The following is a 25,983-nucleotide window of genomic DNA, read 5'->3' on the forward strand; positions in this document are numbered from 1 at the left end:
GAAAATTGACAAAATATAGTTGTTTAGGTATATATTAATTCTTTTATTGTTCTTCTTCCCGTCCTCAATCTCGGCGGTCAATTCCTCGTGGGTTTTCTCTCTCGGTTTCGTCATAGGTGGTCGCTCCTTTCTACTCATGGGTAAAAGAAAAGAGCAGCCGTTTTCGTGGTGGAAAATAGCTGCTCTTGGTGGATGTATTTAGTTGTTTAAGCGGGCGGCAAACTCCCCGATAAATGGGAATTGTCTAAAATAGTAAAGCCGTACCGCTTACTATTTTTTCTTTTACTGCTGAAACAGTATCTTTGATTGAATGCGTAGTTGTATCTATAACATTTAATTCATAGATTCCTAAATTGGAAAATTGATTCCACATTGTTTCAACTAATTCAATATTTGTTTCTCTGTCTAACTTTGAGCGTTCGATAGCTCGCTTCATAGTTTCTTCTTTACTTGCCCTTAAAACGATATAGTGTACTTCATAATGCTCTTGAACAATGTTGAGCCACGGCTCTAAAAACCACGGTCCTACAATGCCATCTACAATTACATCATATCCACCACGAGCATATCGCTTCGCAGCTTCTAAAAACGCTTCAATGACAATCAAATTTTGCTCATTTGATTCTGGCAAATGCGGTGGTATTGCCCCTTTACTCAAATAATGATAAAAGTCATCTGTGTGCATATGCACAGACTTTTCCAAATCTGATTCTTTTGCAACAGCAGATGCCGTTGTAGTTTTTCCTGTCCCCGGCGTACCTGTGATTACAATAATTCTACCTTGATTCATCTATATTTTACCTCCACAAATCCCGATTTGTCGCTCTGTTGTTAGGTGAATTATACCATAAGACTATGAACAAATCTACATCATTTCTAACTTTTTATAAAAGGAATATTCCATAAGCTCAAAAAAATCTGTTATCTTGAAAAAATCAGAATCCGCTACAACTTTTTCTATATATTCATATACATACTCATAAACATATAAATATAAATTTTTCTTATTTTGAAAATGATACAATAAAAGTGACTTTGATATATTGGCATTGTTTGCAATATTTTATAAAATAGCATGTTTATATTCATGCTTTGCAAACTCATCAATGGAGGCATTAATAATAGTTTCTCTTTTATCTTCTGGTATATTAGTATTTTTATTCATAACAAACAAATTAATATAATTTTTTACTGACTAACCCAGTCACTTAGTAAAATTTAACATATACTGATAATATTGTCAATAACACTAAAAAATATTTTAAAAAATTTATTTAAGAAATAGAAAATAAAATACTAGAAAAATACAGATCATACTTCATCATTCAATATAGTCATATGAACATGATCTTCCCATTTACCATTAATTTTTAAATAGTTTTTGGCAAGACCTTCATTTTCAAAACCAAGCCTTTTTGCCAATTCTAATGAAGGTTTATTATGAGGCATTATATTAGCTTCTACCCTATGAAGTTTAAGTTCTTTAAATACAATTATTATAGCTGCTTTAAGAGCTTCTGTCATATAACCTTTATGCTGTTCAAATTCATCTAATTTATAACCAACAGTACAAGATAAAAAAGAACCAAGAACAATATTACTAAAATTAATCATTCCTATAATTCTTTTTTTATCTTCAATTTTATAAATCCAAAATTTAAGCATTCTTTTTTGTTTAACTTCTTCAAGCTCTCTTTTTATTATATCTTTATGTGTTGAAACTTTATAAAAAACTTCTGGTCTTTGAGGATCAAATACTTTAAAAAACTCCCTGTTTCTGCTATAAAAATCAACTATTTCTGATGCCATATTAATATTTGGCTGCACTAAAAAAAGCCTATTAGTTTTATAAGTTTCTTTAAGCATAAAAATCCTTCAAGCTTCATCAAACCATAATTTTATAATCAACTATATTAAAACCTTCATGTTTAAGCAAATATTCTTTTTTATTAAGTCCGCCTGCATAACCAGTGAGCTTTTTATTTTTTCCAACAACTCTATGACAAGGTATTATTATAGCTATTTTATTTTTTCCTTCTGTCATTCCTACTGCTCTTGATATACTTCCTTTACGATCTGAAATATTCTTCGCTATATCTGAATAAGTTATAATATTTCCAAAAGGTATTTTAGAAGTTTCTATCCAAACATTATATTGAAAATCTGTTCCATATATTGCTAATGGTACAGTAAATATTTTTAATGTATTAGAAAAATAATTATCAAGTTCTTTTTTAGCTTTTTTTATAACGGAAGGTTCATCATATTCAATAATATTTTGATTATCATTCAATGTAAATTCTAATGATGTTATATATTGACTGCTATTATCTGTTGTAAGTATTAAATCTCCAATAGGGCTTTTATAAATATAGGCTTTATTATAATTCTCTTTTTTTTCAAGCCTAATTATATTCACAGTCTAACCTTTTTAAGATTAATAAGCGGACATGAAGTATATAAAGCTTCAACAACTTCAGGATTAACCGCAACAGATGCATATTCAAGCACATTAACGCTAACTAAATATTCAGCATCGATAGAAGCCACATATTCTGCAGTATCTCTGGCAGTGAAGAATACACAATAATCAAGTGAAACACCTACAAAATCAAGTATTAAAGTTTCTTTATTTTCTCTGGCAGCATCAATAAATTCTTTGTGCATATAAGAAAAACCAGAATTACCTTCATCATCAGGATCAACACCTTTTTGAACGTATATATAATCTCTTTTCTTTCTAAGTCCGTCAACTATAGCCGAACCATAAGTTCTGGCCACACAATGACGAGGCCATAAAGTAAGAATTTCTTCATCTCCAGTATCTTGGTCTATAACTTTTATTTTTGAAAAAGGTTCTTTTTCATGAGTTGAAGCAAAAGATATATGATTAGAAGGATGCCAATCTTGAGTAGCAATTATAGCATCATATTCACCATTTTTTATAAGGTCATTTATAACAGGAACAAGTTTTGCAGCACCTTTTACTGCCATAGGACCGCCTTCCATATAGTCATTTTGCATATCTACTATTGTTAGTATTTTTATCTTACTCATAACTTATATCCATAATTTAAGAAATTTTTTGAAGCCCTATACTCTCTTGTACAGGAATAAGTGCTTGTATAGTTTCTTTTATAAGTTTGTCCATCGGAATACCTAACATCTCAGCACCTTTATTTATAACTGTTCTATCAACTTTGGCGGCAAAAGCTTTATCTTTTAATTTCTTTTTAACTGATTTTACTTCCATATCATCTAAACTCTTTGAAGGTCTAACCAAAGCACAAGCAGTAATAAAACCAGCAAGCTCATCAACTGCATATAATGTCTTTTCCATATTGCTTATAGGTTCAATATCTGTACAAAGCCCATATCCATGGCTTTGAATAGCACGTATAAAATTCTCAGGCAAACCTTCTGCTTCTAATATTTCTTTCACTTTAATACAATGTTCATTAGGATACTTTTCATAATCCATATCATGTAAAAGTCCTACCATTCCCCACTCGTCTTCATCTTCTCCATTCTTTTTAGCAAAATATCTCATTACTGCCTCAACTGATAAGGCATGTTTATATAAAGAATGTTCGTCATTATACTTCTTAAATAATTCAATAGCTCTTTCTCTATCTATACTGGCCATTTAAAAAACCTCCAAAGATTAGCATAAGTATATATTATATTTTTCTATTTTTCAATATTTTTATTCTTATATTTATATAATATTTTATATAAATAAAATAAATTCACAAAAAAATTGTAATAAAAATAAATATAAAAACGAATATTATAATAGCAATTTAGTATACATAATACAATAAATAGGGACTATAATGAAAAAATTTATTATAATAGCTGTATTTTTTAATATAATAACTCTATATGCATTGACTGAAAATGAAAATAAAATGATAAATGCTGTAAAAACAGGAGATGCAAAGACTATACAATTGATGCTCTCCCAAAATGTTAATCCTAATCTTAAAGATGAAAGAGGATACACTTTAATGCATATAGCTGCTGAAAATAATCAAATCACATCTATAAATGTTTTGAGAACTTCAAAATATACTGATTTAAATACCCTATTAGATAAAAATACTAAAATAACAAAAAATAATAAATCAATAGACGGTTCCTATTGTTCTGCTATGGATATTGCAACTATTAATAATAATTTTGAATCCGTAAAATTATTGATTGATTCTGGAGCAAATATTAATTTTCAAATGAAAGAAAAGCCAAGAAGTGAATTTTTAGCTTCAGAATATGCAAGTCCAAAAATATTAGAATTATATCTTAATAAAAATATTTATTTGCTTATGAATAGTGAAGATGTTGTATCATTAATTAAATCTGCAAGTATTGGAAACAATGTAGAGAATATAAACTATTTAGTAAAAACTTTAGGAATAGATGTTGATACTAAAGATACTAATACAATGCTTCATTATGCTGTAGGAAATGGATCCATAGAAGCAGCAAATGAACTTATAAAATTAGGTGCTGATATAGATAATACAAATGCAAACTTCAAAACTTCTTTGCATTATGTTATAGAAAACAATTCCAATAAATTATTAGAAAGTGTTAATCTTCTTCTTTCTAAAAATGCTAATCCTAATATACAGGATAAAAATGGAAATACTGCTTTACATTTAGCCGTAATTAATGCTCATAATTCAAAAGAATACAGCAAATATATAGAAGTTATAAACGCTTTAATAAAATACAATGCTAATGTAAATATATTAAATAATAAAAATCAATTAGCATTAAATATATCAGTTTCTAACAATGATACTGAAATATCAAATATATTAATCAATGCAAAATCAGAATTAAACAATATTGATAATGGATATGCCCCAATACATGTAGCTGTTAAAAACAATAATATTTCTATAGTTGAAAATCTTTTATTAAATGGTGCTAATGTTGATATGAAAGATAAAAGAGGATATAGTCCATTGGCTATAGCTGTAGAAAACAATAATTATGAAATGTGCAGAAAGATTATAAGAAGTAATGCAACTGTAGACAGTAAAGCAATAGAATTAGCAAAAAAAAGCAACAATAAAGAAATAAGAAGATTATTAGGTTTGGAAGAAGTAAATTAAAATACTATTATCTTACTGCACCATATTTAATTAGAAGTTCAGCCATTTTATAATTTTTATTTTCTTCAGCCATTGTTAAAGCAGTTTTATTGTAATTATTTCTCTTATTTACATTTGCACCATTTTCTATAAACATGGTCACTAAATTTTTATAATCCAATATGGAAGCATACATCAAAACACTATAACCGTGAATATCTTGAATATTAAGATCAGCACCTAAACTAATAAAAGTATCAATAGTATTAACATCAGCAGTATTTAAAACATTATACATTATAGCCGTTTTACCGTCCAAATTCTGTGCATTAACATCAGCACCAGATTCTATTAATAATTTTATAATACTAGAATCTCCATTTGAAGCATACATTAAAGCTGTAGATTTATAATTATCAGTAATATTAACATCAGCATTATACCATATAAGCATTTGTATCATATCAAAGTCGCAATTATTGCATGCATATATTAAAGCTGTTTTTCCGCTGTCATTTTTTATATTAGGATTAGCTTTATTTTTTAATAATAATTCTAATGTATAAATATTTTTATTTAACACTGAGTACATTAAAGGTGTAACTCCATATTTATCCTGAACATTAACATTTATATTTTGTTTACTCAATATACGTCTCATAGCAGCAACATCGGAAGTTTCAGCTGCCATAAGTAAATCGTTTTCATCTTGAGTGAATGAATACATAACATTACACAAGATACTGATAAATATAATAACAAATACAGATCTCATAATCTACGGTTCTATTATAAAAAACAAAATACTTTATTAAATTAGTAAAGAATTTTATATCTTCTCTATTTCTTCTATATTCAGTCCTGTTATTTCGCTTATTAATTTTATATCCATATTTTTGTTTTTCATATTTTTAGCAGTTAATATTAAAGCCTCTTTTGTTCCCTTTTCCATACCTTCTTTTATTCCTTCTTCTTTTCCCTCTTTTATTCCTTCTTCTTTTCCTAGTCTTCTTTCTTCTTCCATCATTATTTGATTACCATATATATAAGCTTCTTTCTTCTCATATTCCATCATCATCAATTTACTTTTTACAAAATTATTATATTTTCTTTGAACTTCTTCCATTATAGGTTTTTCTTTTACTATCTCTGACATAGAAGCCTCCAAATTTTTACTTGTGAATATTTTTAGCCAAGAATTCAAATCTTTAGCCAGCATATTTTTCTTGAATTTTTTTAACTCTATTATATGTATTTGTAAATGATCTGTTAAAAGTTTTTTATTATTCATCTCATAAAGCATATAACAAGAATGTATATTTTTAGTTTTATCCAAATTGAAATTTAATAAATTAATACTTATTACAGGAGTTAATTCATCGTATTTTTCGCCATGTTTTAATAACTTACTATAATTGGCAGCCCAATAGTAAAGTATCCTCTCTGGAAATCTTGAATTACCTTGTAATTGTATTTCTATTATAACCACTGAACCATTCTGTGTAAGACATTTTACATCTAGGCGTCTGCCCACCTTCGGTGCTATTGTTTCTTTTAAATTTCTATTCTTTTTCAAATTAAATGGTGTTAAAATTTCAACAGAACGAAAAGTTTTCATATTAGCATTAAGCATTATAGAATTTATAAAATCTAATAATATAGCCTCACTGCTGCCTTTATCAGTAAAAAGATATCGTATAAAATAATCATTTAAAGGATTAAAATATTTTATTTCTTTATTGCCCATTAATTTTTTAGTCATATTACTCATAAAAAATATTATACTAAAAAGAATATTATTTGTCAAAGTTATAAATACTTTTCAATAACTTTTTATTATAGTAAAATAATAATATTAATACAATTTTTTAATAAAAAAGCCTGACTATGCATAAACATAATCAGGCTAAAAATTACAATATTTAATGATTATCTTTTGGCTTGTTCATATTGTTTAGGGAATGGTACATCAATACCTAAAATTCTTGCTGCCTGCAATGCCCAATATGGATTTCTTAATAACTCTCTGCCTATATAAACTGCATCAGCAGCTGAGTTTCTTACTATCATATTAACCATTTTAGCATCAGTTAAAAGTCCTCCTCCAATACAAGGTACTTTTATATATTGTTTTAATTCTCTGCAGAAAGGAATTTGATATCCTTCATAAGGAATAATTTTTCCGTCAGCAGTAACAGCACCTGTACTTACATTTATAGAATCAAATAATCCTTCTTCTTCTAATGGCTTTAACATTTGAACAAAATCTTTTACTGTGTTTCCGCCTTCTCTCCAATCGTAAGAAGATATTCTTATTTGTATAGGATAATCTTTTCCAACTGCTTCTTTACCTTTTCTTAAAATTTCTTCTAAGATTTTAGCTCTGTTTTTACCATATTCATCAGTTCTTTTATTTGATAATGGTGATAAGAATGTAGATACCAAATAACCATGAGCAGCATGTACTTCAACCATATCAAAGCCAGCTTTCTTAGCTCTTACAAATGCTTTAACAAATGCATCAACAACTTCATTTATATCATCTTGAGTCATTTCAACCGGAGTTCTATATTTATCATTAAATGCTTCTGCGGAAGGAGCATAAATTTTATCAACTTTCGTAGATTCGCATTTTCTTCCCGCATGGTTAATCTGTATACAAGCTGTTGCTCCATTATCTTTTATAACTTTTACAAGCTTGCCTAAACCGTCAATATATTTATCGTCCCATATACCTAAGTCATTATCAGTAATAGAACTTACATAAGGAAGTACTCCTGCAGCTTCAACAATAATTAAACCTGTTCCTCCTATAGCTCTTGTAGCATAATGCTGTAAATGCCAATCATTAACATAACCATCTTCAGCAGAGTACATACACATTGGAGGCATCACTACTCTATTTTTTATTTCAATATTACCTATTTTCAAAGGCGTAAAAAGATTACTTTTTTCTGCTTTCATTTTCAAATCTCCTTCTATTATTTCTTTTTATACTACTATAAAGTATATACATATTAAGATATATTTCAATTTCACAATATAATTAATTTATGACAATATAATATATAATTATATTGTGAATAAAAGATTACAAACAAAAACAACACATATAACACATTTATTTTTTAAGTAAATCTGATGGAAGAAGTCCTGCATTATTTGCAATATCAGTTTTAGCACCGCTATTTATTAGTAAGTCAATTGTAGAAGCAAATCCTTTTTCACTGGCATAATGTAAAGGTGTATTTCCTTCATTGTCTATGGCGTTGATACTTAAAAAAGTATTAGATAAATAATATGATATAGCGTCATCATTACCATAAATAGCAGCAAAATGCATAACGGTTCTTCCGCTTAAAGATTTTTCTCTAGTTAAGGTAGGATCTTTTGTTAATAAGAAATGTATCATATTAGCATCAGAAAATGCAGAAGCATAAAATAAACTGCAATATCCATTATAATCTTTTTTTCTAGTATCAGCACCGCTATCTATAAGTAAATTAACAACATTGGTATTACCTTTAAATATTGCATATTGCAATGGAGTTGTTCCATTAAATAAAACTTCACCGCTAAAATTTTTACCCTTAACAGAATATATATTAGTATATCCATTAAGCGGCATTTCTATATCTATAAAATTACTATAACTTAAAAGAGCCTTTACTGCTTCTACTTTATCATAATTTATTGCATATAGTAAAGGAGTAAATCCTTCTGCATTTCTTTGATTTATATTAGTACCATTTTCAATAGCCTTTAACAAATCAGCAATATTACCATTATATATGGCATCAAAAATTGGTTTACTCGCTTCATATATATCAGAATAATCATCATCTGTATCCGGTTCTACATAATCATCATTACTATCATCGATACTTCCCTCATCGCTATATTCATATATTAAATCATCAGCAAAAGTATTGGCTTGTATAACTTTAACATTATCAAATATATAATTATTTATATTATATGAATCAGCAGTTATATCATAATTATTTGGTTTAATATTATTATATGAATTTGTAATTATATTATCATTTTGTTCAATATAGTTATATGAATTATTATCATCATTAGTATTATTAAAGTTACTATTACTGAAATTGGTATCAATGAAATTTGTAATTCCTGATGAATTAGTATTATTTGAATTTGTATTACCATTATTTTTGTTATTTAATTTAGTATTAGTATAATAGTTAGTATTATTCAATGAATTAGTATTCATACTATTACTTATAATACTTTCTATACTTTCAACACCATCGCCATATAGTAAATCAGATGCAGTTTTTCCATCATAATTTTTTATAGTATAATCAGCACCTTTTAATAGTAAAAATCTGTATGTATTAGTATTATGATTTTTTACAGCCAAATGCAAAGGAGTATTACCGTCAATATTCTGAGAATTTATATTTATAGGAGTTCTATTCATAAGTGCAGTCAAAGTATTAGTATTTCCTAAAGCTGCAGCATTATGTAAAGGAGTGTCTCCATACATATCAACAACTCTATAGGCATTGCTTGAATAATTTAAAAGCGTATCAATAACTTCTGCACTTCCATAGCTTGCCGCATACATCAAGGCATTATTTCCTAAACTATCTTTTCTATTTATATCAGCTCCATATTTTAGAAGAGTATTTATTATATTAGTATTTCCTTTGAATATAGCATACTGCAAAGGACCTGCATTATACAAATATACATAACCTGTGAACTCTGCTCTGCTTTCATTAAAATATAAATCATCTCTTGGTATAAAACTAGTTTCTATATTAATAATATTTGTATTATCAATTCTATATTTTAAAAGTTCATTAACCATATTATCTTTACCAAGATGTATAGCATAAGTAAGAGGAGTTTCATAAGCTATAATTACAGAGTTCATATTAAAGTTAGAATACATCATTATATTTCTTAAAGCATTAGTGTCTGATGTTTGAATAGTTCTAATAATATACATATTTTCTTCATAAGTATTTGTAAATGAATTATTATTTTCTCCATTAATATCAGCACCTAAATCAACAGCTGAACTTCCTCCGGATAAAATATATTCAGGCTTTACTCCGTAATTATCTCCTATATCTTTATTAGCACCAAGTTTAATAAGAAGATTATATGCCTCTTTTTTTGCATAGTAAGCGGCATAATATAAAGCAGTACATCCGTTTGAATCTCTGTCATTAATATTCATATCAACATTTTTAATCAAGAAATTAATAGTTTCTAAATTATTAAGAGAAGCAGCATAATGAAGTCCATTAACATTAATATTAGGAGTTTTATCATTAACTAAAGTTCTATCTTTTACAAGAAGCATTCTTATAATATTACCATTTCCAAAACCGCATGCATATAAAAATACAGAAGTTCCTTCATTATCTCTAGCTTTAACATCAGCTCCTTTGTCTATTAGCTGTTTAACTATTCTTGGATTATTTTTGAATATAGCAAACATTAAAGGAGTAGCTCCCCCTATATTAAAGCTATCACCCTCATTTTTATTTATATATGGATAATCTGCAAAATTATTAGGGAGTTTAGCTTCTATATTAACATCATTATATTCAAGCAATACTCTTACCGCTCTTTCATTATTACATTCGATAGCATACAAAAGCGGAGTTAATCCTTTTTCATTTGTAGCATTCAAATTCATTTTATATCTTAAAAGATTTTTTAATTGAGATTCATATTTATTTTCTTTTATAGCATTAAAAAATTCCTGCTCCTTTGAGGTGAGGGCAAATATATTAAAACTGATAGTAAAAAGTAATATAATTAATAAAAATCCGTTTCTAATCATAAAAGTAATTTCCTAAATATATTTATTTTAGTAAACATAATGTCAAAAATTATATAATAATAATAAATTAATAACAATATTCTAAAATCAAAATATTATATACTATAACAGCTATTCATTGTAAATATAAAATATATAGTTATAGCCAATTTATATTGCAATAACATATAATATATTTCGAAATTATTATATTTAAATTATATAGAGTTAATATTTTATAATCAGATAAACTATAATAAACAATATGTCAATATAGTATATAGCTAAACAAATATACTTTTTCAAAAATAATTTTTTTAAATTTTAAATATCTGCAGGGCTTTGCCCCGCACCCCACTTCTTTTGGTGCCCCAAAGAAGCAAAAGGACTGCATTTTTAATTAAATTTAGAATATATCCTATATTTAATAGAAATGTTTTTAATATAAAGTTCTAGCAATTGCGTTTTTTGCAACTTTTTTGTGCGGCAAAAAAGTTGATAATTCTATATAAAGTCATCGATTGACAAACTTAAAAATTTTCAATATATATTAAGAATATCCTAAAAAACTGCTTCCTATTCTAAGCATGTTAGAACCATGCTTGATAGCCAATTCATAATCCGATGACATTCCCATTGAAAGAATTGATAAAGGGTTATTATATTTTGAATTTATATCTTTGTATATTTTATTAAGAGTTTCAAATTCATTTTCAATAATGGATAAATCTTCAGTATCTCTGCCAATACCCATTAAACCTTTTACTGAAATATTAGGAAATTGTGTAATGGTATTATATACATCAATGTAATTATTTATACTAAATCCGCCTTTTTGTTCCTCATCGCTTATATTAAATTGAAGAAGTATATCCTGAATTTTATTATTTTTTACAGCTTCTTTGTTTATACATTCAGCAACTTCAATGGTATCAACACTTTGTATTAAATCAGCATACCTTACTATATATTTAACCTTATTACTTTGTATGCGTCCTATAAAGTGCCATTTAACATTATCTTTTATATTTGATATCTCTGTTGCCCTATCTCTAAGACTTTGAGCTTTACTTTCAGCAAGAGGCAAATCGAGATCTAAAGACAAAAATTCTTTTATAGTTTCAATAGATGAATATTTACTTACAGCAACAATATTAATATCATAATTAATATTATACTTTTGTTTCATACTACGAACATTATCTAATATAGTATTATATCTTGTTAATATTTCATTTTTATCCATTTTGCACCTTGATTTCATTATAAATCTTTTTATTTTTTTTTCAATCATATAGAAATATTAAAAAATGTAAAAAATGGTAAAGCAAAATATTAAAAATACGATTTATAATATATTGATATTTTATCCAATCTATGTTAAGTTAACATAATATATTTTAAGTTAACATAACTTTAATAAAAAATAAAAATGGAGAAAAATAATGAGAGTCCAAGAAAGAAGAAACAGAGAGATGAATTTAAACAGCCTATTAATGACTTCGCAAGATGCTTCTATGAAAGTTGCTGTATCATCATCTCCGTTTGCAACAATGTTGGAAGAAGAAAAGGAAATAAGAAAGTATTCTTATGAATTAGATGAATTAAAGAGACAAATTTATGATGCCGGCAATCTTTTAGAAAAAAGTGCTAACATCAAAGACTTTCAGAAATTCAGAGACTTAATTAGATCTTTAACAGACAAATTAGTAAAAGACGCTTATAGAATCAGAATAGTTTCATCATATATGAGGAGAGGGCGTGAATATCAAGTAGTTTCTAAAATCAATGAAGAATTGGATTCTCTATATAAATTGATTATGCAAGAACAAAAAAACCATATTGCAATAGCAAATAAGGTAATGAGACTTAAAGGTTTAGTATTAGATTTAATGTCATGAATAAAAATATATTAGCTTTTGATACAGTATCCTCTAGCTTTTCCATAGCTATACAAAAATCAGAAAATCCAGAAATAATATCAGAATATAATAAAGAGAATGTAAGAAACCATAATGAAGAATTACTTCCAATATTAAATAGTTTCTTGGAAGAAAATAAACTATCATTAAATGATATAAATTACATAGCATTAGGAATTGGTCCTGGTTCTTTTACAGCTCTTAGAATAGCATTTGCAACAATAAAGACTATATGTTATGCTAGAAATATACCTATAATAGGAATTTCCAGCTTAGATACTTTATATGAAAACATTAGAGAATATAAAGGTATCAAAGCATCTATAATTGATGCCAGAAAAGGAAGTATTTACGCTAATATCTACAACAATGATGAAAAAATAAAAGAAAATTTAGATTTAACCTATGAAGAATTCATAAACATAATTAAATCCATAGAAACCAGCAATAAAGATATAACTTTATGCGGAGATGGATTTGTTAGAAATTATGAATTTTTCAAAGAAAATCTTAAAGACTATAATTTCACTATTTTAGATAACTCCTATCACATTATAAGAGCATCAAATACAATAAAATTATCAAAAGGCAAGGAATTTGATGATATTTTCACACTTTTACCACTATATATAAGAAAAAGTGAAGCTGAATATAAAAAAATCTAATTTTTTTAAAAAACAAGTAAAATTTATACGATAATTTATATGATGTGTAAAAAATATATCTTGACTTCGTAAAAAATATTGTTATTATATATAAGAATATTAATAGTTATATTTTAACATTAATAAAAAATTGTTGGAGTTTGAAAGTGAGAAAGTTACAGTCCTTGAAGGTAAAAATTCCGTTCTTCGTAATGCTACTCGTTACCATTATGACAACTATATTAGTTACCTTACTAATCAATATAGGTGCTCAGGGTATAAGAAAATCGGCTATATTTGGATTTGAAACTACTACAAAAGTATATTCAAGAATGATAAATGTATGGCTAGGTCAGGCAATATATACGTCTGAAGCTATAAGCAGCGGTTACCCTGAATTTATAACATATATTAGAACTAGAACACCAGAATCAAAAGCAGCTGTTGAAGCAAGCTTAAAAAAGATTGTAGCTAATAACCATAACGTTGAAGGTATTGTTATACTTGATGGTTCTGGAAATGTAATAGCTGATAATTTAGATGGTAAAGTGGTAAATACTGCTAGAAATTTTAGTAATACAGAATTATGGCAAAAAATTATGGCAGGACAATCATCAATGCATTACACTGTTGATCCTTCTCCTGCAGACAATAATAAATATGTAGTTAAGATTTTTTCACCAATAAAAGACAGTACAGGTAATATAGTTGGGGCAATATCAACTATGATTGATTGGTTAGGATTCATAGATAAAGAATTAAATCTTGTTAAATTTGGTGAAACAGGTCACCCATTCATTGTAGATAAAGATAGATGGGTTATTGCTGACCCTGTTCCTTCACATGTTAGAAATGAAGTTTTAAGAAATGCTGATTATATTAAATATGCGGTTGAAAATGAATCTGGATATTATGAGTTTAAATCACCATTTAATAATAAAGATTCTATAGCTACTTTCTATAGAGAACCTATTTCTGGTTGGTCTATTGTTATGAGTATAGAATCAGATGAGTTATACTCTCATATTACTTCAATGAAAAGATATGCTATTATTGGTACTATTATAATACTTGTAATCGCTTCTTTGGTAATAGTATTCTATATAAACAAAATAACTACTATATTAAACCTTTTAGCTATAGACTTAACTAGTTTGTCTAAAGGTGATCTTAGTTGGTCTACTCCTCCTGGATTTGAAAAGAGAAAAGATGAATTTGGTGAAATTGCTATTGCTTTAATAAAAATATTAGATCAATTGAATGAAAAAGTAAGAATAGTATATGACAGTGCTTATACTGTAAAAGCATCTGCTAATGAGGTAGCACAAGGTAATATAGATTTATCTAACAGAACAGAAAATCAGGCTTCCGGTCTTGAAGAAACAGCTTCTTCTATGGAAGAGATTGCTTCTACAATAAAATCGTCTGCCGAACATACTTTAGAAGGTAACAATATGATGATCAATTCTAAAGGTGCTATTGAAGATGCTGGAAGGATTATTGAAGAAACTACTCAAAACATTGAAGCAGTATATGAATCTAGTTCTAAAATTAGTGCTATTACAAAAATAATTGAAGATATAGCATTCCAAACAAATATACTTGCTCTTAATGCTGCAGTTGAAGCTGCCCGTGCTGGTGAACAAGGTAGAGGTTTCGCAGTTGTTGCTTCTGAAGTAAGAAACCTAGCTCAAACTACTCAAACTTCTGTTAAAGACATTACTACTTTAGTAGCTGACTCAGAAGAAAAAATAGCTACAGCAACAGAAACTGCTAGAGAATCTCAAGAAATATTCCAAAAATTAAGAGCTCAAATCGAAGAAACTGCAAAAATTATGCAGGATTTAAGTTCTACAGCTATGGAACAGCAAGCTGGTGTTGATCAAGTTAATGTTGCTATCACTCAGATGGACATGACTACTCAGCAAAATGCTGCTTTAGTAGAGGAAGCAACAGCTGCTTCTGAAGCTTTATTCTCTCAAGCTGAAGAATTATTAACAGCTATGGAATTCTTCAAATTAAGAGGTTCTAACTATAAAAAGAATATAGCTAAAGTAGAGAAGAAAAAAGTTGAACCAAAAACTGATGCAAAAGCAGTTCAAGAAAATAAACCTTCTTCTAAACCTGCTCCAAGTACAACTACTTCTTCATCTTCAAGCAGCAGTACTACTAGCCATACTACAAGCAGCAGTAAACCTGTAACTAAAAAACCAGAATTAAAAAGTCCTATCAAAAAACATCATGAGGAAAAAGCTCCTGCTGTTTCAAATAGAACAGTAAAAGATAGTGAATTTGGAAATACATTCGATACTTCTAAAGATACTTCTGATGGTTTTGAATCATTTTAATCTTTTTTAATAAATAAAAAATTAAAGCGAGAGATTTTAATTAATCCCTCGCTTTTTTATTGCAAAAAATTAAACAAATATATATTAAACTTTAGACAGTATAAGCTCGATTATCTCATCGAAATTTTGATTATTACATTCTATAGATACAAGTCTTTCTTCATTTATACTAAGTTTATAAGCCTTATCATAATAATATAGCATATTTAATACACATTCATACATCTTACCGCTGTCAAGCAATTCTAAAGATTCTTTTAATCTCTCTCCGCCCAAGCGTTTTTTTATCTTTAATATAGATTCTCTTAAATCATCTAAACTATATTTTCCATAAGTATTAACTATATATTCCGCCCTACACTCTTTAGGTATATCTAAATATATTATTTTTTCAGCATCTCTCATATTATTAAATAAAGGTTTTGGTATTGCTCTTTTTCCTATAAGAAGACTCTCATCTTCAAACCAAAGAATATCATCTTTATTATATTTTGATAATTCATAAGAAAGATTGTTTTCAAATTGCTCTTGACTTGGCTGTTCTCCTTCATCTATCCAACCAAAAGCAGAACCTTTATGTTTAGCCAATTTTTCCAAATCTACTACATTACAGCCTTTATCCTTTAACTTCTTTAATATAAGAGTTTTTCCGCTTCCTGTTCTTCCTGTAAGTAAGTATATTTTATAATCCTTCTCAAAAGAGTCTAAAACATAATTCCTATATCTTTTATATCCGCCTTCCAATACATAAACATCATAACCATAACTAGAACAAAGCCAAGCTACAGATTCACTTCTCATACCGCCTCTAAAACAATGCATAAGTATCTTATTAGTATTATTATGATTGCTTGCTATTTCATCAATACTTTTTAGTATTTCAGTCATTCTGACAGATACAAATTCCAAACCTTTTAAAACAGCCTCTTTTCGTCCTACTTGCTTATAAATAGTACCTACTTCCTTTCTTTCTTCATCATTAAACAAATAAACATTATAAGCGTTTGGAATATGAGCATGAGAATATTCTATAGGAGAACGTACATCTATTATTGGTAAATTATCATTTCTTTCTAAATAAAAAAATTCTTCTACATTTATACGTTTAACCATTTATGCTCCAATATTAATAATTTAAAATATTATAATATAAATAAAAAATGTAAAGAGATTTAATAAAAATATTATATATCTAAACAATTATATTTTGTAAAAAATAAATTGATATTTTTAATTTTATATCTGGGGCTTTGCCCACCGCTCTGCGTGCTTACGCAAGACCCAACTTCTTTTGGTGCCCCAAAGAAGCAAAAAGGCTACATTTGGACTTTAATTTAATAAATTATATTACAAGTATGATTTAGTACTAATTTTTACACTTGCACTTTCGCGAAGCGTATCCGAGTTTATTGAGGATATAAGGTTCTTTGACGCTGCGTGCGGCGGGAAAAAGAACAATAAAAAATTGACAAACTTAAAAATTCTTAGTATATACCTAAACAACTATATTTTGTCAATTTTTATAATATCAAATATTATCTAATATTGGTTAAATATGTTCTATCTGTAAGATAAATTATTAATTTTTATACAATAATGAGTAATCAGCCGCACGTATAGTAGGCGTTTGATAATATAAAACAGTGCCGTGCGGGAAGGTGCCGCAGCTCGCGGTTGTCAAACTTAAAAATTTTTGGTATATAATAACTATATTATTATTTTTTGATAAAACTAATGAATGTATACTATATTCTTAAAAATCATTAAACTAAAATAATGTACCAACAAATTCAATTTTATCCCAATCAATTTCATGTTCTGTAGGTATAGGGTAAGAACTCCAATCAGCATTTATAGCAGGTATCCATTCTCTACCTCTGCCATAACCATTTTTTCTAAGCCAATATCTTAATTTGTCTTTATAGCTTGAATCATATACTTTAGCTATATATAATTTATTATCTTCCACCATTAATCCTATAGGCATGTATATACTTCTATCTTTGAAACTACTTGAAAAATAAAATGAAAAATCAAGGTATAATGGAGTATAAGCATTTTTGGTAGTAACATCTCTATATAAATTAAGAGAAGGCAAACTCTCTATAATATAATTTTTCAAAGTAAATTTTTTATAATAAAAAGCTTGATTATGCTCTTTCATTAAAAATAAAGTATATTTAATTTTGCTTTTGTATCCATAAACAATTAAGCTCATATTAGCATTTTTATCAAATCTATATATATTTTGATAGTTGTCTGAAGCCACTTTATTTTTTACAAGTTCCTTCCAATATGAACCATTATTAGTTTTTAAATAAATTTCTGGTACAGTTGCACATGAAAATAAAGAAAATGATAGTATCATTAACGAAAATAATTTTATCAAAAACTGCATATATACTATAATATACTATATGTAATATTTATCAATCAAAAAAGTATACATTAATATATATTTTTTTATCCTATATTAAAAAATAATACTTGCAATAATATCAACTTAAAAATAAAATATAATATCTATAAATTTAATTATTTTTAATAAATATTGGAGTATTTTAATGATAAAAAATATAGCCCATATAAAATTTAGGGGTTCTAATATAGGAAAATTTGAACATTTACACATAGAAAATATAAAAATTAAAGACACCTGTGTTATAGAAACAGATGAAGGCGTAGAAATAGGTCAAGTATTAAATTTTGAAGATATAGATATAGATTCATTAGAAGAAGAAAATAACGAAAACAATGAGAACAATGAACATATAGAAAATAACGATGAAAATTTGCTTGATGACTCTTCTCATGATGAAGAAATTTCAGAAGAATTAAAAGATATAGTAGCAGCAGAAGAAAACAATCATATAAAAACAAAAAATAACAAAAATAAAATATTTAATATATTAAGAATAGCAGATGAAAAAGATTTGGAACAGCATAGAATAAATACAGAAGATGCTGCCGAAGCATTTAAAATATGCAAAGAAAAAGTAAATAATCATAATTTGGATTTGAAGTTAATAAGTTCATATTATTTTTTGGACAGAGCTAAACTTCTATTCGAATTTATTGCTGAGGAAAGAATAGACTTTAGGGAGTTAGTAAAAGATTTAGCAGCACATTTCAAAACAAGAATAGAATTAAGACAAATAGGTGTTAGAGATGAAGCCAGATCTATAGGCGGATGCGGAATATGCGGACGTGAATTATGCTGCAAAGTAATAAAAGGTAAATTTGAAACTATTACTATAAAGATGGCAAAAGAACAAGGAATGCTTTTGAATACAATAAAAATATCAGGACAATGCGGAAGACTTATGTGCTGTTTAGGTCATGAATATAAGGCTTATTGTTCATTAAAGAAAGACTTACCTAAAGTTGGAACTAAATTAGTATTTAATAGTGTACCTGCTGTAATAAAAGATTTGAATCCTTTAAACAAAAAATTATTAATAGAAACAGAAGATAAAAGACTTATATATATTAATGTTAGCGATTTAAAAACTACTGAAGAAGGTTTCTTAATTGCTAATATAAAAGCTGAATAAAATTAATAAAATGGAGTTATAAAATGTCAAAAAAAGTTATGTTAAGCGGAATACAGCCTACTGGTTCACTTCATATTGGTAATTATCTTGGTGCTTTAAAAAACTGGGTTACTATACTTGATGATTATTACGGATTTTTTTGTATAGTTGATTATCATGCTATAACTGTAGAATATGATGTTACTCAAATGCAAAAAAGAATAATGGATGCAGCTACAGAATATTTAGCATGCGGACTTGATCCAAAAAAATGTTCTATATTCGTACAATCTGATGTAAGAGCTCATACTGAACTTGCCTGGATATTTAACTCTATTATACCTGTAGCAGAGTTAGAAAGAATGACTCAATATAAAGATAAATCAAGAAAAAATGTAGAAAATATTAATGCTGCTTTATTAACCTACCCTTCATTAATGGCTGCTGATATATTGCTTTATCACCCAGACATTGTCCCTGTTGGAGAAGACCAAGAACAGCATGTTGAATTAACTAGAATGATAGTTAGAAAATTCAATAACAGATACGGAGAATATTTTAAAGAACCAGATACTTACCATGGTAAGGTCTTAAGAATATTAGGATTAGATGGTCAAAATAAGATGAGTAAGTCTTTGAATAACCATATTGCATTATCATTAACAGCAGAAGAAACTGAGAAATTAATAATGCAGAAAGCTATGACTGATACAAACAGAAAATTAAAAACAGATGCTGGAAATCCTGATATATGTAATGTTTATAATTATCATAAAATATTTTCTACTGAAGATGAGCAAAAAGAAATTTGCGAAGGCTGTAAAAATGCAACTATAGGCTGCGTACAATGTAAGAGAATGCTAGCAAAAAACATAAATAACGAATTAGCACCTATTAGAGAAAATATCAATAAATTATCTAATGATAAAGATTATATTTATGATGTTCTTAAAGAAGGAGCTAAAAATGCTTCTGAAGTTGCTGAAAAAACATTATATGAAGTAAGAGAAAAAATGGGATTAGTAGACAATAAAAGAAAATAATAATTTTTAAATATTGTAAAGCTAATTATAAAAATTGTGAGCCTCTGGCAAGTTTACTTGACAGAACCTTTGAGCGAACAATTTTTATTAGCAATAATAAAAAATAATAATTTTTAAATATTGTAAAGCTAATTATAAAAATTGTGAGCCTCTGGCAAGTTTACTTAACATAGCCTTTGAGCGAACAATTTTTATTAGCAATAATAAAAAATAATAATTTGTATTCCACATAAAAAAAGACTGTTAATTAACAAAAATTAACAGTCTTTTTTATATCTCTAAATCATCTTTTAAGCATATTCTATTTCTATTAAAGACCTTAATGAACTTTTAGCTTCATTCAAGAATCTCTGATTAGGATCAACCTTATAATCCTCACCTATTTTAAATACTTCTGTACCGCTTTCGGATTTTAATTTTAAGAATATAGTATAATCTCCAGGATTCAAAGATATTGCATTTTGCAAACATAATAAATCCATATCATCAAATATATTTTTATTCACATAGAGAGCTAATTGTTTTTTACCGCTATTAGAATGTTTAACAGCTATACTATTATTAGGTCTGCTTGTAAACGGAGTATTTGAAACAACATTATCAGAACGTTTAATATCATTTTCTTTATTAATATTCTTAAATGGAGCTTCATTTTGAGATTGAACTTGTTTATTTTCTGCTGCTGTTTCAATTACATTATCTCTTTTTATGTTATCTCTTTTAACTTCTTTAAGTTTAAGATTTTTATCTTTTAAGAAAGAATCCAATAATTTAATATCAACTATATTGTTGTATATTTTATCAGAAAATCTGTTCTTCTCTCTGCGTCCTTTTATCACAATACCAACTTGCTCATTTAACATATCTTTAAATTTTTCTATTTGAGTTTTAGCTGTTATATAGAATACATACTCAGAGAATAAATCTATAACTTTTAATGTAAGCATAGGTGTATTTTTCTTTGTAGTTGATTCTATAACATTAAGAACAACTGCAGGAATTAAGAATTCATCTTTATCTTTTAAATTATCTATATCTAAAGTATTATTGAAATATTTATAATCAATTTTAGTAATATATCTTGCAAAAGGGTGATATCTTAATGAAAAACCTAAAACCTCTTTTTCATTTTCCATCAAAATATTAGAAGCATACTCAACTTGCTTTTCTATTACCAAAGAAGCACCACCGGTATCATCTTCAGACATAGAGTCAAATAACATAGTCTGACCTGATAAAGTTTCTTTTTGATAATTAGATGCATGAGCAAGTATAGCATCAAGTGAAGAAATCAAAGCACTTTCAGTATGACCGAATTCAGCAAAAGCACCGCATTTTATAAGAGTTTCATATACTTTTCTATTAACTAAATGAACATCAACACGTTTTACAAAATCTTCTAAATTTTTGAATTGTCCATTCTTTTCTCTTTCTTCCTGAATAGCTAAAGCAGCATGAAGTCCTACACCTTTAACTGCATGTAAAGCATAAACTATTTTGCCATTCTTTTGAGAGAATAAAGCATCACTTTCAAATACGCTTGCTGTAACTATCTCTATATTTTTCTGTTTAATTTCGTTAAGATATAGAGAAATTTTATCCGTGTCAGCTATAACAGTATTGAGTAAAGCCACATAATATTCCATAGGATAATGAGCTTTAATATAAGCCTCTTGATAAGCAATTAAAGCATAGCAAACAGAGTGAGACTTGTTGAATCCGTATTCAGCGAAACCTTTCATTGTATCAAATAAATAAGTCAATAACTCTTTATCATAACCTCTTTCAAGTCCGCCTTTAATAAATTTCTCTTCCATAGAGTTCATTTTCTCTACGATTTTTTTACCCATAGCCTTTCTTAAATCATCAGCTTCTGCAGCAGTGAATCCGCCTATAACCCTACTTATAGCCATAATCTGCTCTTGATATATAAGTACTCCCTGACTTTCTTTAAGTATAGGCTCTAAATCTGGGTGTTTGTATACTATTTCTTTTCTTTTATTTTTTCTATCAGCATAGTCTTTATCCATACCAGAGTTTAATGGGCCTGGACGGTATAATGCCACACTTGATACTAAGTCATCAAAACCTGTAGGCTGAATATTTATAAGCATTTGACGCATACCAGGACTTTCAAACTGGAAAACTCCGCCTGTATCTGCACTTCTAAATATATCATAAACAGCTTCATCATCTAAAGGAATCTTATCTATATCTATTTCAATACCATATCTGTCTTTTATATCTTTTATAGCATCTTTTATAAGTCTTAAGTTTTTAATACCTAAAAAGTCCATTTTTATAAGACCGGCACTTTCAACATAAGTCATTTCATATTGGCAAGCTCTAGTACCTGTCTTAGAATCCTGATAAACTGGTGCTAAATCAGCTATAGGGTGAGAAGATATAATAACACCAGCAGCATGAAGACCTACATTCCTAACCAAACCGTCAAGTCTTGTAGATATTTCATACATATTTTTTAATTCTCTATTACCTTCTATCTCTTTAACAAGATCAGCACAATCTGGGTGATCATATATATCTACTACTCTTTTTACATCATCTGGTATACTTTTAGCAAGCCTGTCAGCTGTAGCTAAATCTATACCCATAACACGGCAAACATCTCTTATAACAGAACGTCCTCCCAAAGCACCAAAAGTAGCTATTTGTGAAACATTGTCTTTACCGTATTTATTTTTTACATAATCTATTATAACTTCCCTCTTATCATCTTGGAAGTCAACGTCAATATCGGGCATGCTTTTTCTTTCCGGATTCAAGAATCTTTCAAAAAGCAAATTATAATCAAGAGGATTAACTTTAGTAATTCCTGTAGCAAATGCAACTATTGAACCAGCAGCACTTCCACGTCCGGGACCAACTGCAACATCATGATTTCTAGCATAGTTAATGAAGTCCTGAACTACCAAGAAATAACCTTCAAATCCCATTTTTCCTATAACACCTAATTCCATTTCTAGCCTTTCCATAGCCTCTTTAGGTATATTATTGTTATAATATTTGTTCAAACCGTCCATACACATATTTCTAAGTGCTGAAGTTTCAGTTTCACCATTAGGAAGCTCATAATTAGGCATGTAATAGGTTTTTGTCATTATATTCAAATCTTTACATTGCTCTGCTATTTTTACTGTATTTTCAAATGCCTTTGGAAGTTTGGCAAATGATTTCATCATTTCTTCTTCAGTTTTTAAATGGAATTCATTACTTGGGAATTTATATCTTCTAGGAGAATCCAAAGTAGCTTTTGTCTGTATAGCCAAAAGTATTTCATGTGCCTTAGCATCTTCTTTAGATACATAATGCACATCATTAGTTACAACCAATTCTATATTATGATGATTTGCCAACTTATATAAAGCACTATTTAAAGTCTTTTCTTCAGGCATTCCATGATCTTGAAGTTCTATATAAAAATCGTCACCAAAAATAGATTTATAATATTCAGCTAATTTTGATGCTTGCTTATAATCTTTTTTCCTTATAGCTATAGGAATTTCTCCCCCCATACATGCTGATAAACAAATAAGACCTTTATTATATTTCTCTATTAATTCATGATCTACCCTAGGACGATAGTAGAAACCTTCAGTATATCCGAAAGTAACCAATTTACATAAATTATTATATCCTTCTTTATCTTTAGCAAGCATAATAAGATGCATTGCACTTTTTTCTTCTGAGTTCTCTAATTTTTTGTCGAATCTAGTTTTAGGGGCTACATAAAGCTCACATCCTATAACAGGTATAATGCCTTTATCTTTAGCTTCAGAAAAAAATTCCATAGCTCCAAACATATTACCATGATCTGTTATAGCTATTGCAGGCATTCCTAATTCAACAGCTCTGTCTATCAAACCAGGTATAAGCCTTTTTTTCTTATCTTTTTTTGAGTATAGTGATTTTATCCTTGAAGCTCCGTCAAGTATTGAATATTGTGTATGTACATGCAAATGAACAAATGACATAATAAACCCCTATTTATTGTTCTTATTCTATATCATTTAAGTTAAATATCAAGTTAAATTCATAAAAAATATATAAATAGTTTTTATATTTTTACTATAAATATTTACGGTATATTTATTATAAAATTAATATTCTCAAAATATTTTATTTCATATATTAATAAAACATATACTTCATAAAATAAATACATAAAAAACTTAACAAAATTATTTTAAAAAACTTATATAGAAAAACATAATTACTAATAACAATAAAAAATATAACTATAAATAAATCATTTAATTACATAAGTAATAAATAATTGGCAATTTAGATTGAAATAAAAATTAAGTATGTTATAATTATAAGTAAAATAAAATAATAATGAAGGAATTAAAAACATGGCTACAACTCCTATAAAATTTATGGATGTTAGATTTATCAATCCATTCATAGTGTCTTTAGTATCAATATTTAAAGAAATGGCAGGACTTACAATGGAAAAAGGTACTTTAGTAAAAGGTCAGGGACGTAAGTTATTTTCTGGATATGGTGTTGCTATTGGAATTGTAGGCGATGTTAATGGACAGGTTCTTTATGAATTCCCAGAAAATTTCTCTCAGCTTTTAACTGAAAATCTTACAGATAAAAAACGCGGTGAATATGATTCTGAAGATGATTTTGAAGATATGATGAGAAGTGTTATAAATGAAATGGGAAATACTATAAGCGGTCTTGCTATTACTAAATTGGCTGAAGAAGGAATAAGCTGCGATATTACTCCTCCTATACTCTATTTTGGTAAAGAAATACAAATAATTCCTAAAAATTTACAAACTATAATCATACCTTTCCAATCTTCTCTTGGATTCGTTAGCGTTAATATAGCTATGGACGCTTAATTTATTAAATGTTAAAAAATATAATTGGTACAATATTTATTATAATAACAGTATTATCTTGTAACAACACAATGAGAGATACTGTTATTAATACTAATTATGCCAAAACAGGAAATAATACCCCTAAAATAGATATAAATAACAGTTATAAAATTACGCCTAATTCTTTAAGATTAAAACTATTGTCGGATTATACTAAAGTTCATTATGGACAGCCTTTAATATATTTAGATAATCCTCAAATAATAGTTGTTCATTCTACAGAAACACCAAATCTAAAAATAGCAGTTAACATATTTCAAAATGATTTATTAATTGGAAGACCAGACATAGAAGCTGGAGGTGAAGTAAATGTTGGAACGCATTTTCTAGTAGATTATGATGGTACAATATATGCAAATACTCCAACGGAATATATAGCAAGACATACTGTCGGATTTAATTATACTTCTATAAGTATAGAAAATATAGGCTATCCCGATAAACTTACTAAAGAACAATTAGAATCTAATGTCAAATTAATAAAATATCTACAAAACAAATATAAAAGTATAAAATACGTTATAGCTCATTATGAATATAAAGATAAAACACTTCCTCATTATTCTTTATATAAAGAACTAAATACAAAATACATAAATCCTGGAAAAAGAGATCCTGGTACTAATTTTATGAAGGAATTAAGAGAAAGATTATAAAAAAGTAATA

Annotated in this window: 21 protein-coding genes; 8 read left to right on the forward strand and 13 right to left on the reverse strand. The window is 27.6% G+C overall.

Going from position 1 to position 25,983, the window contains the following annotated elements:
- Positions 1 to 244: 244 nt before the first annotated feature.
- The 5 genes from R4K56_RS05890 to R4K56_RS05910 all read right to left on the reverse strand — a co-directional run bounded on the left by R4K56_RS05890 (position 245) and on the right by R4K56_RS05910 (position 3,646).
- Positions 245 to 790, reverse strand: coding sequence for an AAA family ATPase (locus tag R4K56_RS05890; protein ID WP_014932870.1), 546 nt, complete (start codon positions 788 to 790; stop codon positions 245 to 247).
- Positions 791 to 1,311: 521 nt separating this feature from the next.
- On the reverse strand, positions 1,312 to 1,866 hold the full coding sequence (locus tag R4K56_RS05895; protein WP_335757277.1) for a GNAT family N-acetyltransferase: 555 nt from the start codon (positions 1,864 to 1,866) through the stop codon (positions 1,312 to 1,314).
- Between the two features lie 19 nt (positions 1,867 to 1,885).
- Positions 1,886 to 2,419: a methylated-DNA--[protein]-cysteine S-methyltransferase gene (locus tag R4K56_RS05900; protein ID WP_335772142.1), complete on the reverse strand. Its 534-nt coding sequence runs from the start codon at positions 2,417 to 2,419 to the stop codon at positions 1,886 to 1,888.
- Positions 2,416 to 3,057, reverse strand: a complete 642-nt coding sequence (locus R4K56_RS05905) for an isochorismatase family protein (RefSeq protein ID WP_335772143.1) — start codon at positions 3,055 to 3,057, stop codon at positions 2,416 to 2,418. The genes R4K56_RS05900 and R4K56_RS05905 overlap by 4 nt, the downstream gene beginning before the upstream one ends.
- A gap of 16 nt (positions 3,058 to 3,073) precedes the next feature.
- The gene (locus tag R4K56_RS05910; protein WP_335772144.1) at positions 3,074 to 3,646 is read right to left on the reverse strand and encodes an HDIG domain-containing metalloprotein; all 573 of its coding nucleotides are present in this window, start codon (positions 3,644 to 3,646) and stop codon (positions 3,074 to 3,076) included.
- Positions 3,647 to 3,836: 190 nt separating this feature from the next.
- Here R4K56_RS05910 and R4K56_RS05915 point away from each other — a divergent pair, with 190 nt between their 5' ends.
- Entirely contained in the window at positions 3,837 to 5,123 is a 1,287-nt protein-coding gene (locus R4K56_RS05915) for an ankyrin repeat domain-containing protein (protein WP_335759820.1), read from the forward strand.
- A gap of 7 nt (positions 5,124 to 5,130) precedes the next feature.
- Here R4K56_RS05915 and R4K56_RS05920 read toward each other — a convergent pair whose 3' ends face one another.
- The 5 genes from R4K56_RS05920 to R4K56_RS05940 all read right to left on the reverse strand — a co-directional run bounded on the left by R4K56_RS05920 (position 5,131) and on the right by R4K56_RS05940 (position 12,154).
- Positions 5,131 to 5,877 (reverse strand): ankyrin repeat domain-containing protein, encoded by a 747-nt coding sequence (locus tag R4K56_RS05920; RefSeq protein WP_335772145.1) that lies wholly within the window; start codon positions 5,875 to 5,877, stop codon positions 5,131 to 5,133.
- 54 nt (positions 5,878 to 5,931) lie between these two features.
- A complete protein-coding gene (locus R4K56_RS05925) occupies positions 5,932 to 6,864 on the reverse strand; it encodes an Rpn family recombination-promoting nuclease/putative transposase (protein ID WP_335772146.1) in 933 nt (310 codons plus the stop codon).
- Positions 6,865 to 7,031: 167 nt separating this feature from the next.
- On the reverse strand, positions 7,032 to 8,066 hold the full coding sequence (locus R4K56_RS05930) for an NADH:flavin oxidoreductase/NADH oxidase (protein ID WP_335772147.1): 1,035 nt from the start codon (positions 8,064 to 8,066) through the stop codon (positions 7,032 to 7,034).
- Between the two features lie 157 nt (positions 8,067 to 8,223).
- The gene (locus R4K56_RS05935; protein WP_335772148.1) at positions 8,224 to 10,929 is read right to left on the reverse strand and encodes an ankyrin repeat domain-containing protein; all 2,706 of its coding nucleotides are present in this window, start codon (positions 10,927 to 10,929) and stop codon (positions 8,224 to 8,226) included.
- Between the two features lie 529 nt (positions 10,930 to 11,458).
- On the reverse strand, positions 11,459 to 12,154 hold the full coding sequence (locus R4K56_RS05940; protein WP_335772149.1) for a YggS family pyridoxal phosphate-dependent enzyme: 696 nt from the start codon (positions 12,152 to 12,154) through the stop codon (positions 11,459 to 11,461).
- A gap of 199 nt (positions 12,155 to 12,353) precedes the next feature.
- Between R4K56_RS05940 and R4K56_RS05945 the strand changes: the two genes are divergently transcribed.
- The 3 genes from R4K56_RS05945 to R4K56_RS05955 all read left to right on the forward strand — a co-directional run bounded on the left by R4K56_RS05945 (position 12,354) and on the right by R4K56_RS05955 (position 15,822).
- The gene (locus tag R4K56_RS05945; protein ID WP_297295983.1) at positions 12,354 to 12,809 is read left to right on the forward strand and encodes a YaaR family protein; all 456 of its coding nucleotides are present in this window, start codon (positions 12,354 to 12,356) and stop codon (positions 12,807 to 12,809) included.
- Complete coding sequence (tsaB, locus tag R4K56_RS05950) at positions 12,806 to 13,495, forward strand: tRNA (adenosine(37)-N6)-threonylcarbamoyltransferase complex dimerization subunit type 1 TsaB (RefSeq protein WP_335772150.1); 690 nt, start codon at positions 12,806 to 12,808, stop codon at positions 13,493 to 13,495. The genes R4K56_RS05945 and tsaB overlap by 4 nt, the downstream gene beginning before the upstream one ends.
- Positions 13,496 to 13,641: 146 nt before the next feature.
- Positions 13,642 to 15,822 (forward strand): methyl-accepting chemotaxis protein, encoded by a 2,181-nt coding sequence (locus R4K56_RS05955; RefSeq protein WP_335772151.1) that lies wholly within the window; start codon positions 13,642 to 13,644, stop codon positions 15,820 to 15,822.
- Positions 15,823 to 15,906: 84 nt separating this feature from the next.
- Here the strand turns inward: R4K56_RS05955 and mnmH are convergent, their stop codons facing one another.
- On the reverse strand, positions 15,907 to 16,935 hold the full coding sequence (mnmH, locus tag R4K56_RS05960; RefSeq protein WP_335772152.1) for a tRNA 2-selenouridine(34) synthase MnmH: 1,029 nt from the start codon (positions 16,933 to 16,935) through the stop codon (positions 15,907 to 15,909).
- A 655-nt stretch (positions 16,936 to 17,590) separates the two neighbouring features.
- On the reverse strand, positions 17,591 to 18,220 hold the full coding sequence (locus R4K56_RS05965; protein ID WP_335772153.1) for a hypothetical protein: 630 nt from the start codon (positions 18,218 to 18,220) through the stop codon (positions 17,591 to 17,593).
- A 166-nt stretch (positions 18,221 to 18,386) separates the two neighbouring features.
- Here R4K56_RS05965 and R4K56_RS05970 point away from each other — a divergent pair, with 166 nt between their 5' ends.
- Complete coding sequence (locus R4K56_RS05970; protein ID WP_335757264.1) at positions 18,387 to 19,376, forward strand: PSP1 domain-containing protein; 990 nt, start codon at positions 18,387 to 18,389, stop codon at positions 19,374 to 19,376.
- 23 nt (positions 19,377 to 19,399) lie between these two features.
- Positions 19,400 to 20,398: a tryptophan--tRNA ligase gene (gene trpS, locus R4K56_RS05975; RefSeq protein ID WP_335772154.1), complete on the forward strand. Its 999-nt coding sequence runs from the start codon at positions 19,400 to 19,402 to the stop codon at positions 20,396 to 20,398.
- 290 nt (positions 20,399 to 20,688) lie between these two features.
- On the opposite strand, the gene dnaE is transcribed toward trpS, so the two are convergent.
- Entirely contained in the window at positions 20,689 to 24,393 is a 3,705-nt protein-coding gene (gene dnaE, locus R4K56_RS05980) for a DNA polymerase III subunit alpha (protein ID WP_335772155.1), read from the reverse strand.
- A gap of 381 nt (positions 24,394 to 24,774) precedes the next feature.
- Between dnaE and R4K56_RS05985 the strand changes: the two genes are divergently transcribed.
- Positions 24,775 to 25,275 carry a chemotaxis protein CheX gene (locus tag R4K56_RS05985; RefSeq protein WP_008726787.1) on the forward strand — a complete coding sequence of 167 codons (501 nt, stop codon included), beginning with the start codon at positions 24,775 to 24,777 and terminating at the stop codon, positions 25,273 to 25,275.
- Positions 25,276 to 25,283: 8 nt separating this feature from the next.
- Entirely contained in the window at positions 25,284 to 25,973 is a 690-nt protein-coding gene (locus R4K56_RS05990; protein WP_335757245.1) for a peptidoglycan recognition protein family protein, read from the forward strand.
- Positions 25,974 to 25,983 lie beyond the last annotated feature (10 nt).

This window comes from Brachyspira pulli, assembly GCF_036997785.1.
In the GTDB taxonomy this organism is placed as follows: domain Bacteria; phylum Spirochaetota; class Brachyspiria; order Brachyspirales; family Brachyspiraceae; genus Brachyspira; species Brachyspira pulli.

Excerpts from the sequence above, each read along its gene's own strand:
- R4K56_RS05890 (WP_014932870.1), bottom strand. The coding sequence starts at position 790 with ATGAATCAAGGTAGAATTATTGTAATCACAGGTACGCCGGGGACAGGA.
- R4K56_RS05895 (WP_335757277.1), bottom strand. The coding sequence starts at position 1,866 with ATGCTTAAAGAAACTTATAAAACTAATAGGCTTTTTTTAGTGCAGCCA.
- R4K56_RS05905 (WP_335772143.1), bottom strand. The coding sequence starts at position 3,057 with ATGAGTAAGATAAAAATACTAACAATAGTAGATATGCAAAATGACTAT.
- R4K56_RS05910 (WP_335772144.1), bottom strand. The coding sequence starts at position 3,646 with ATGGCCAGTATAGATAGAGAAAGAGCTATTGAATTATTTAAGAAGTAT.
- R4K56_RS05915 (WP_335759820.1), top strand. The coding sequence starts at position 3,837 with ATGAAAAAATTTATTATAATAGCTGTATTTTTTAATATAATAACTCTA.
- R4K56_RS05920 (WP_335772145.1), bottom strand. The coding sequence starts at position 5,877 with ATGAGATCTGTATTTGTTATTATATTTATCAGTATCTTGTGTAATGTT.
- R4K56_RS05925 (WP_335772146.1), bottom strand. The coding sequence starts at position 6,864 with ATGACTAAAAAATTAATGGGCAATAAAGAAATAAAATATTTTAATCCT.
- R4K56_RS05930 (WP_335772147.1), bottom strand. The coding sequence starts at position 8,066 with ATGAAAGCAGAAAAAAGTAATCTTTTTACGCCTTTGAAAATAGGTAAT.
- R4K56_RS05935 (WP_335772148.1), bottom strand. The coding sequence starts at position 10,929 with ATGATTAGAAACGGATTTTTATTAATTATATTACTTTTTACTATCAGT.
- R4K56_RS05940 (WP_335772149.1), bottom strand. The coding sequence starts at position 12,154 with ATGGATAAAAATGAAATATTAACAAGATATAATACTATATTAGATAAT.
- R4K56_RS05945 (WP_297295983.1), top strand. The coding sequence starts at position 12,354 with ATGAGAGTCCAAGAAAGAAGAAACAGAGAGATGAATTTAAACAGCCTA.
- tsaB (WP_335772150.1), top strand. The coding sequence starts at position 12,806 with ATGAATAAAAATATATTAGCTTTTGATACAGTATCCTCTAGCTTTTCC.
- mnmH (WP_335772152.1), bottom strand. The coding sequence starts at position 16,935 with ATGGTTAAACGTATAAATGTAGAAGAATTTTTTTATTTAGAAAGAAAT.
- R4K56_RS05965 (WP_335772153.1), bottom strand. The coding sequence starts at position 18,220 with ATGCAGTTTTTGATAAAATTATTTTCGTTAATGATACTATCATTTTCT.
- R4K56_RS05970 (WP_335757264.1), top strand. The coding sequence starts at position 18,387 with ATGATAAAAAATATAGCCCATATAAAATTTAGGGGTTCTAATATAGGA.
- trpS (WP_335772154.1), top strand. The coding sequence starts at position 19,400 with ATGTCAAAAAAAGTTATGTTAAGCGGAATACAGCCTACTGGTTCACTT.
- dnaE (WP_335772155.1), bottom strand. The coding sequence starts at position 24,393 with ATGTCATTTGTTCATTTGCATGTACATACACAATATTCAATACTTGAC.
- R4K56_RS05985 (WP_008726787.1), top strand. The coding sequence starts at position 24,775 with ATGGCTACAACTCCTATAAAATTTATGGATGTTAGATTTATCAATCCA.
- R4K56_RS05990 (WP_335757245.1), top strand. The coding sequence starts at position 25,284 with ATGTTAAAAAATATAATTGGTACAATATTTATTATAATAACAGTATTA.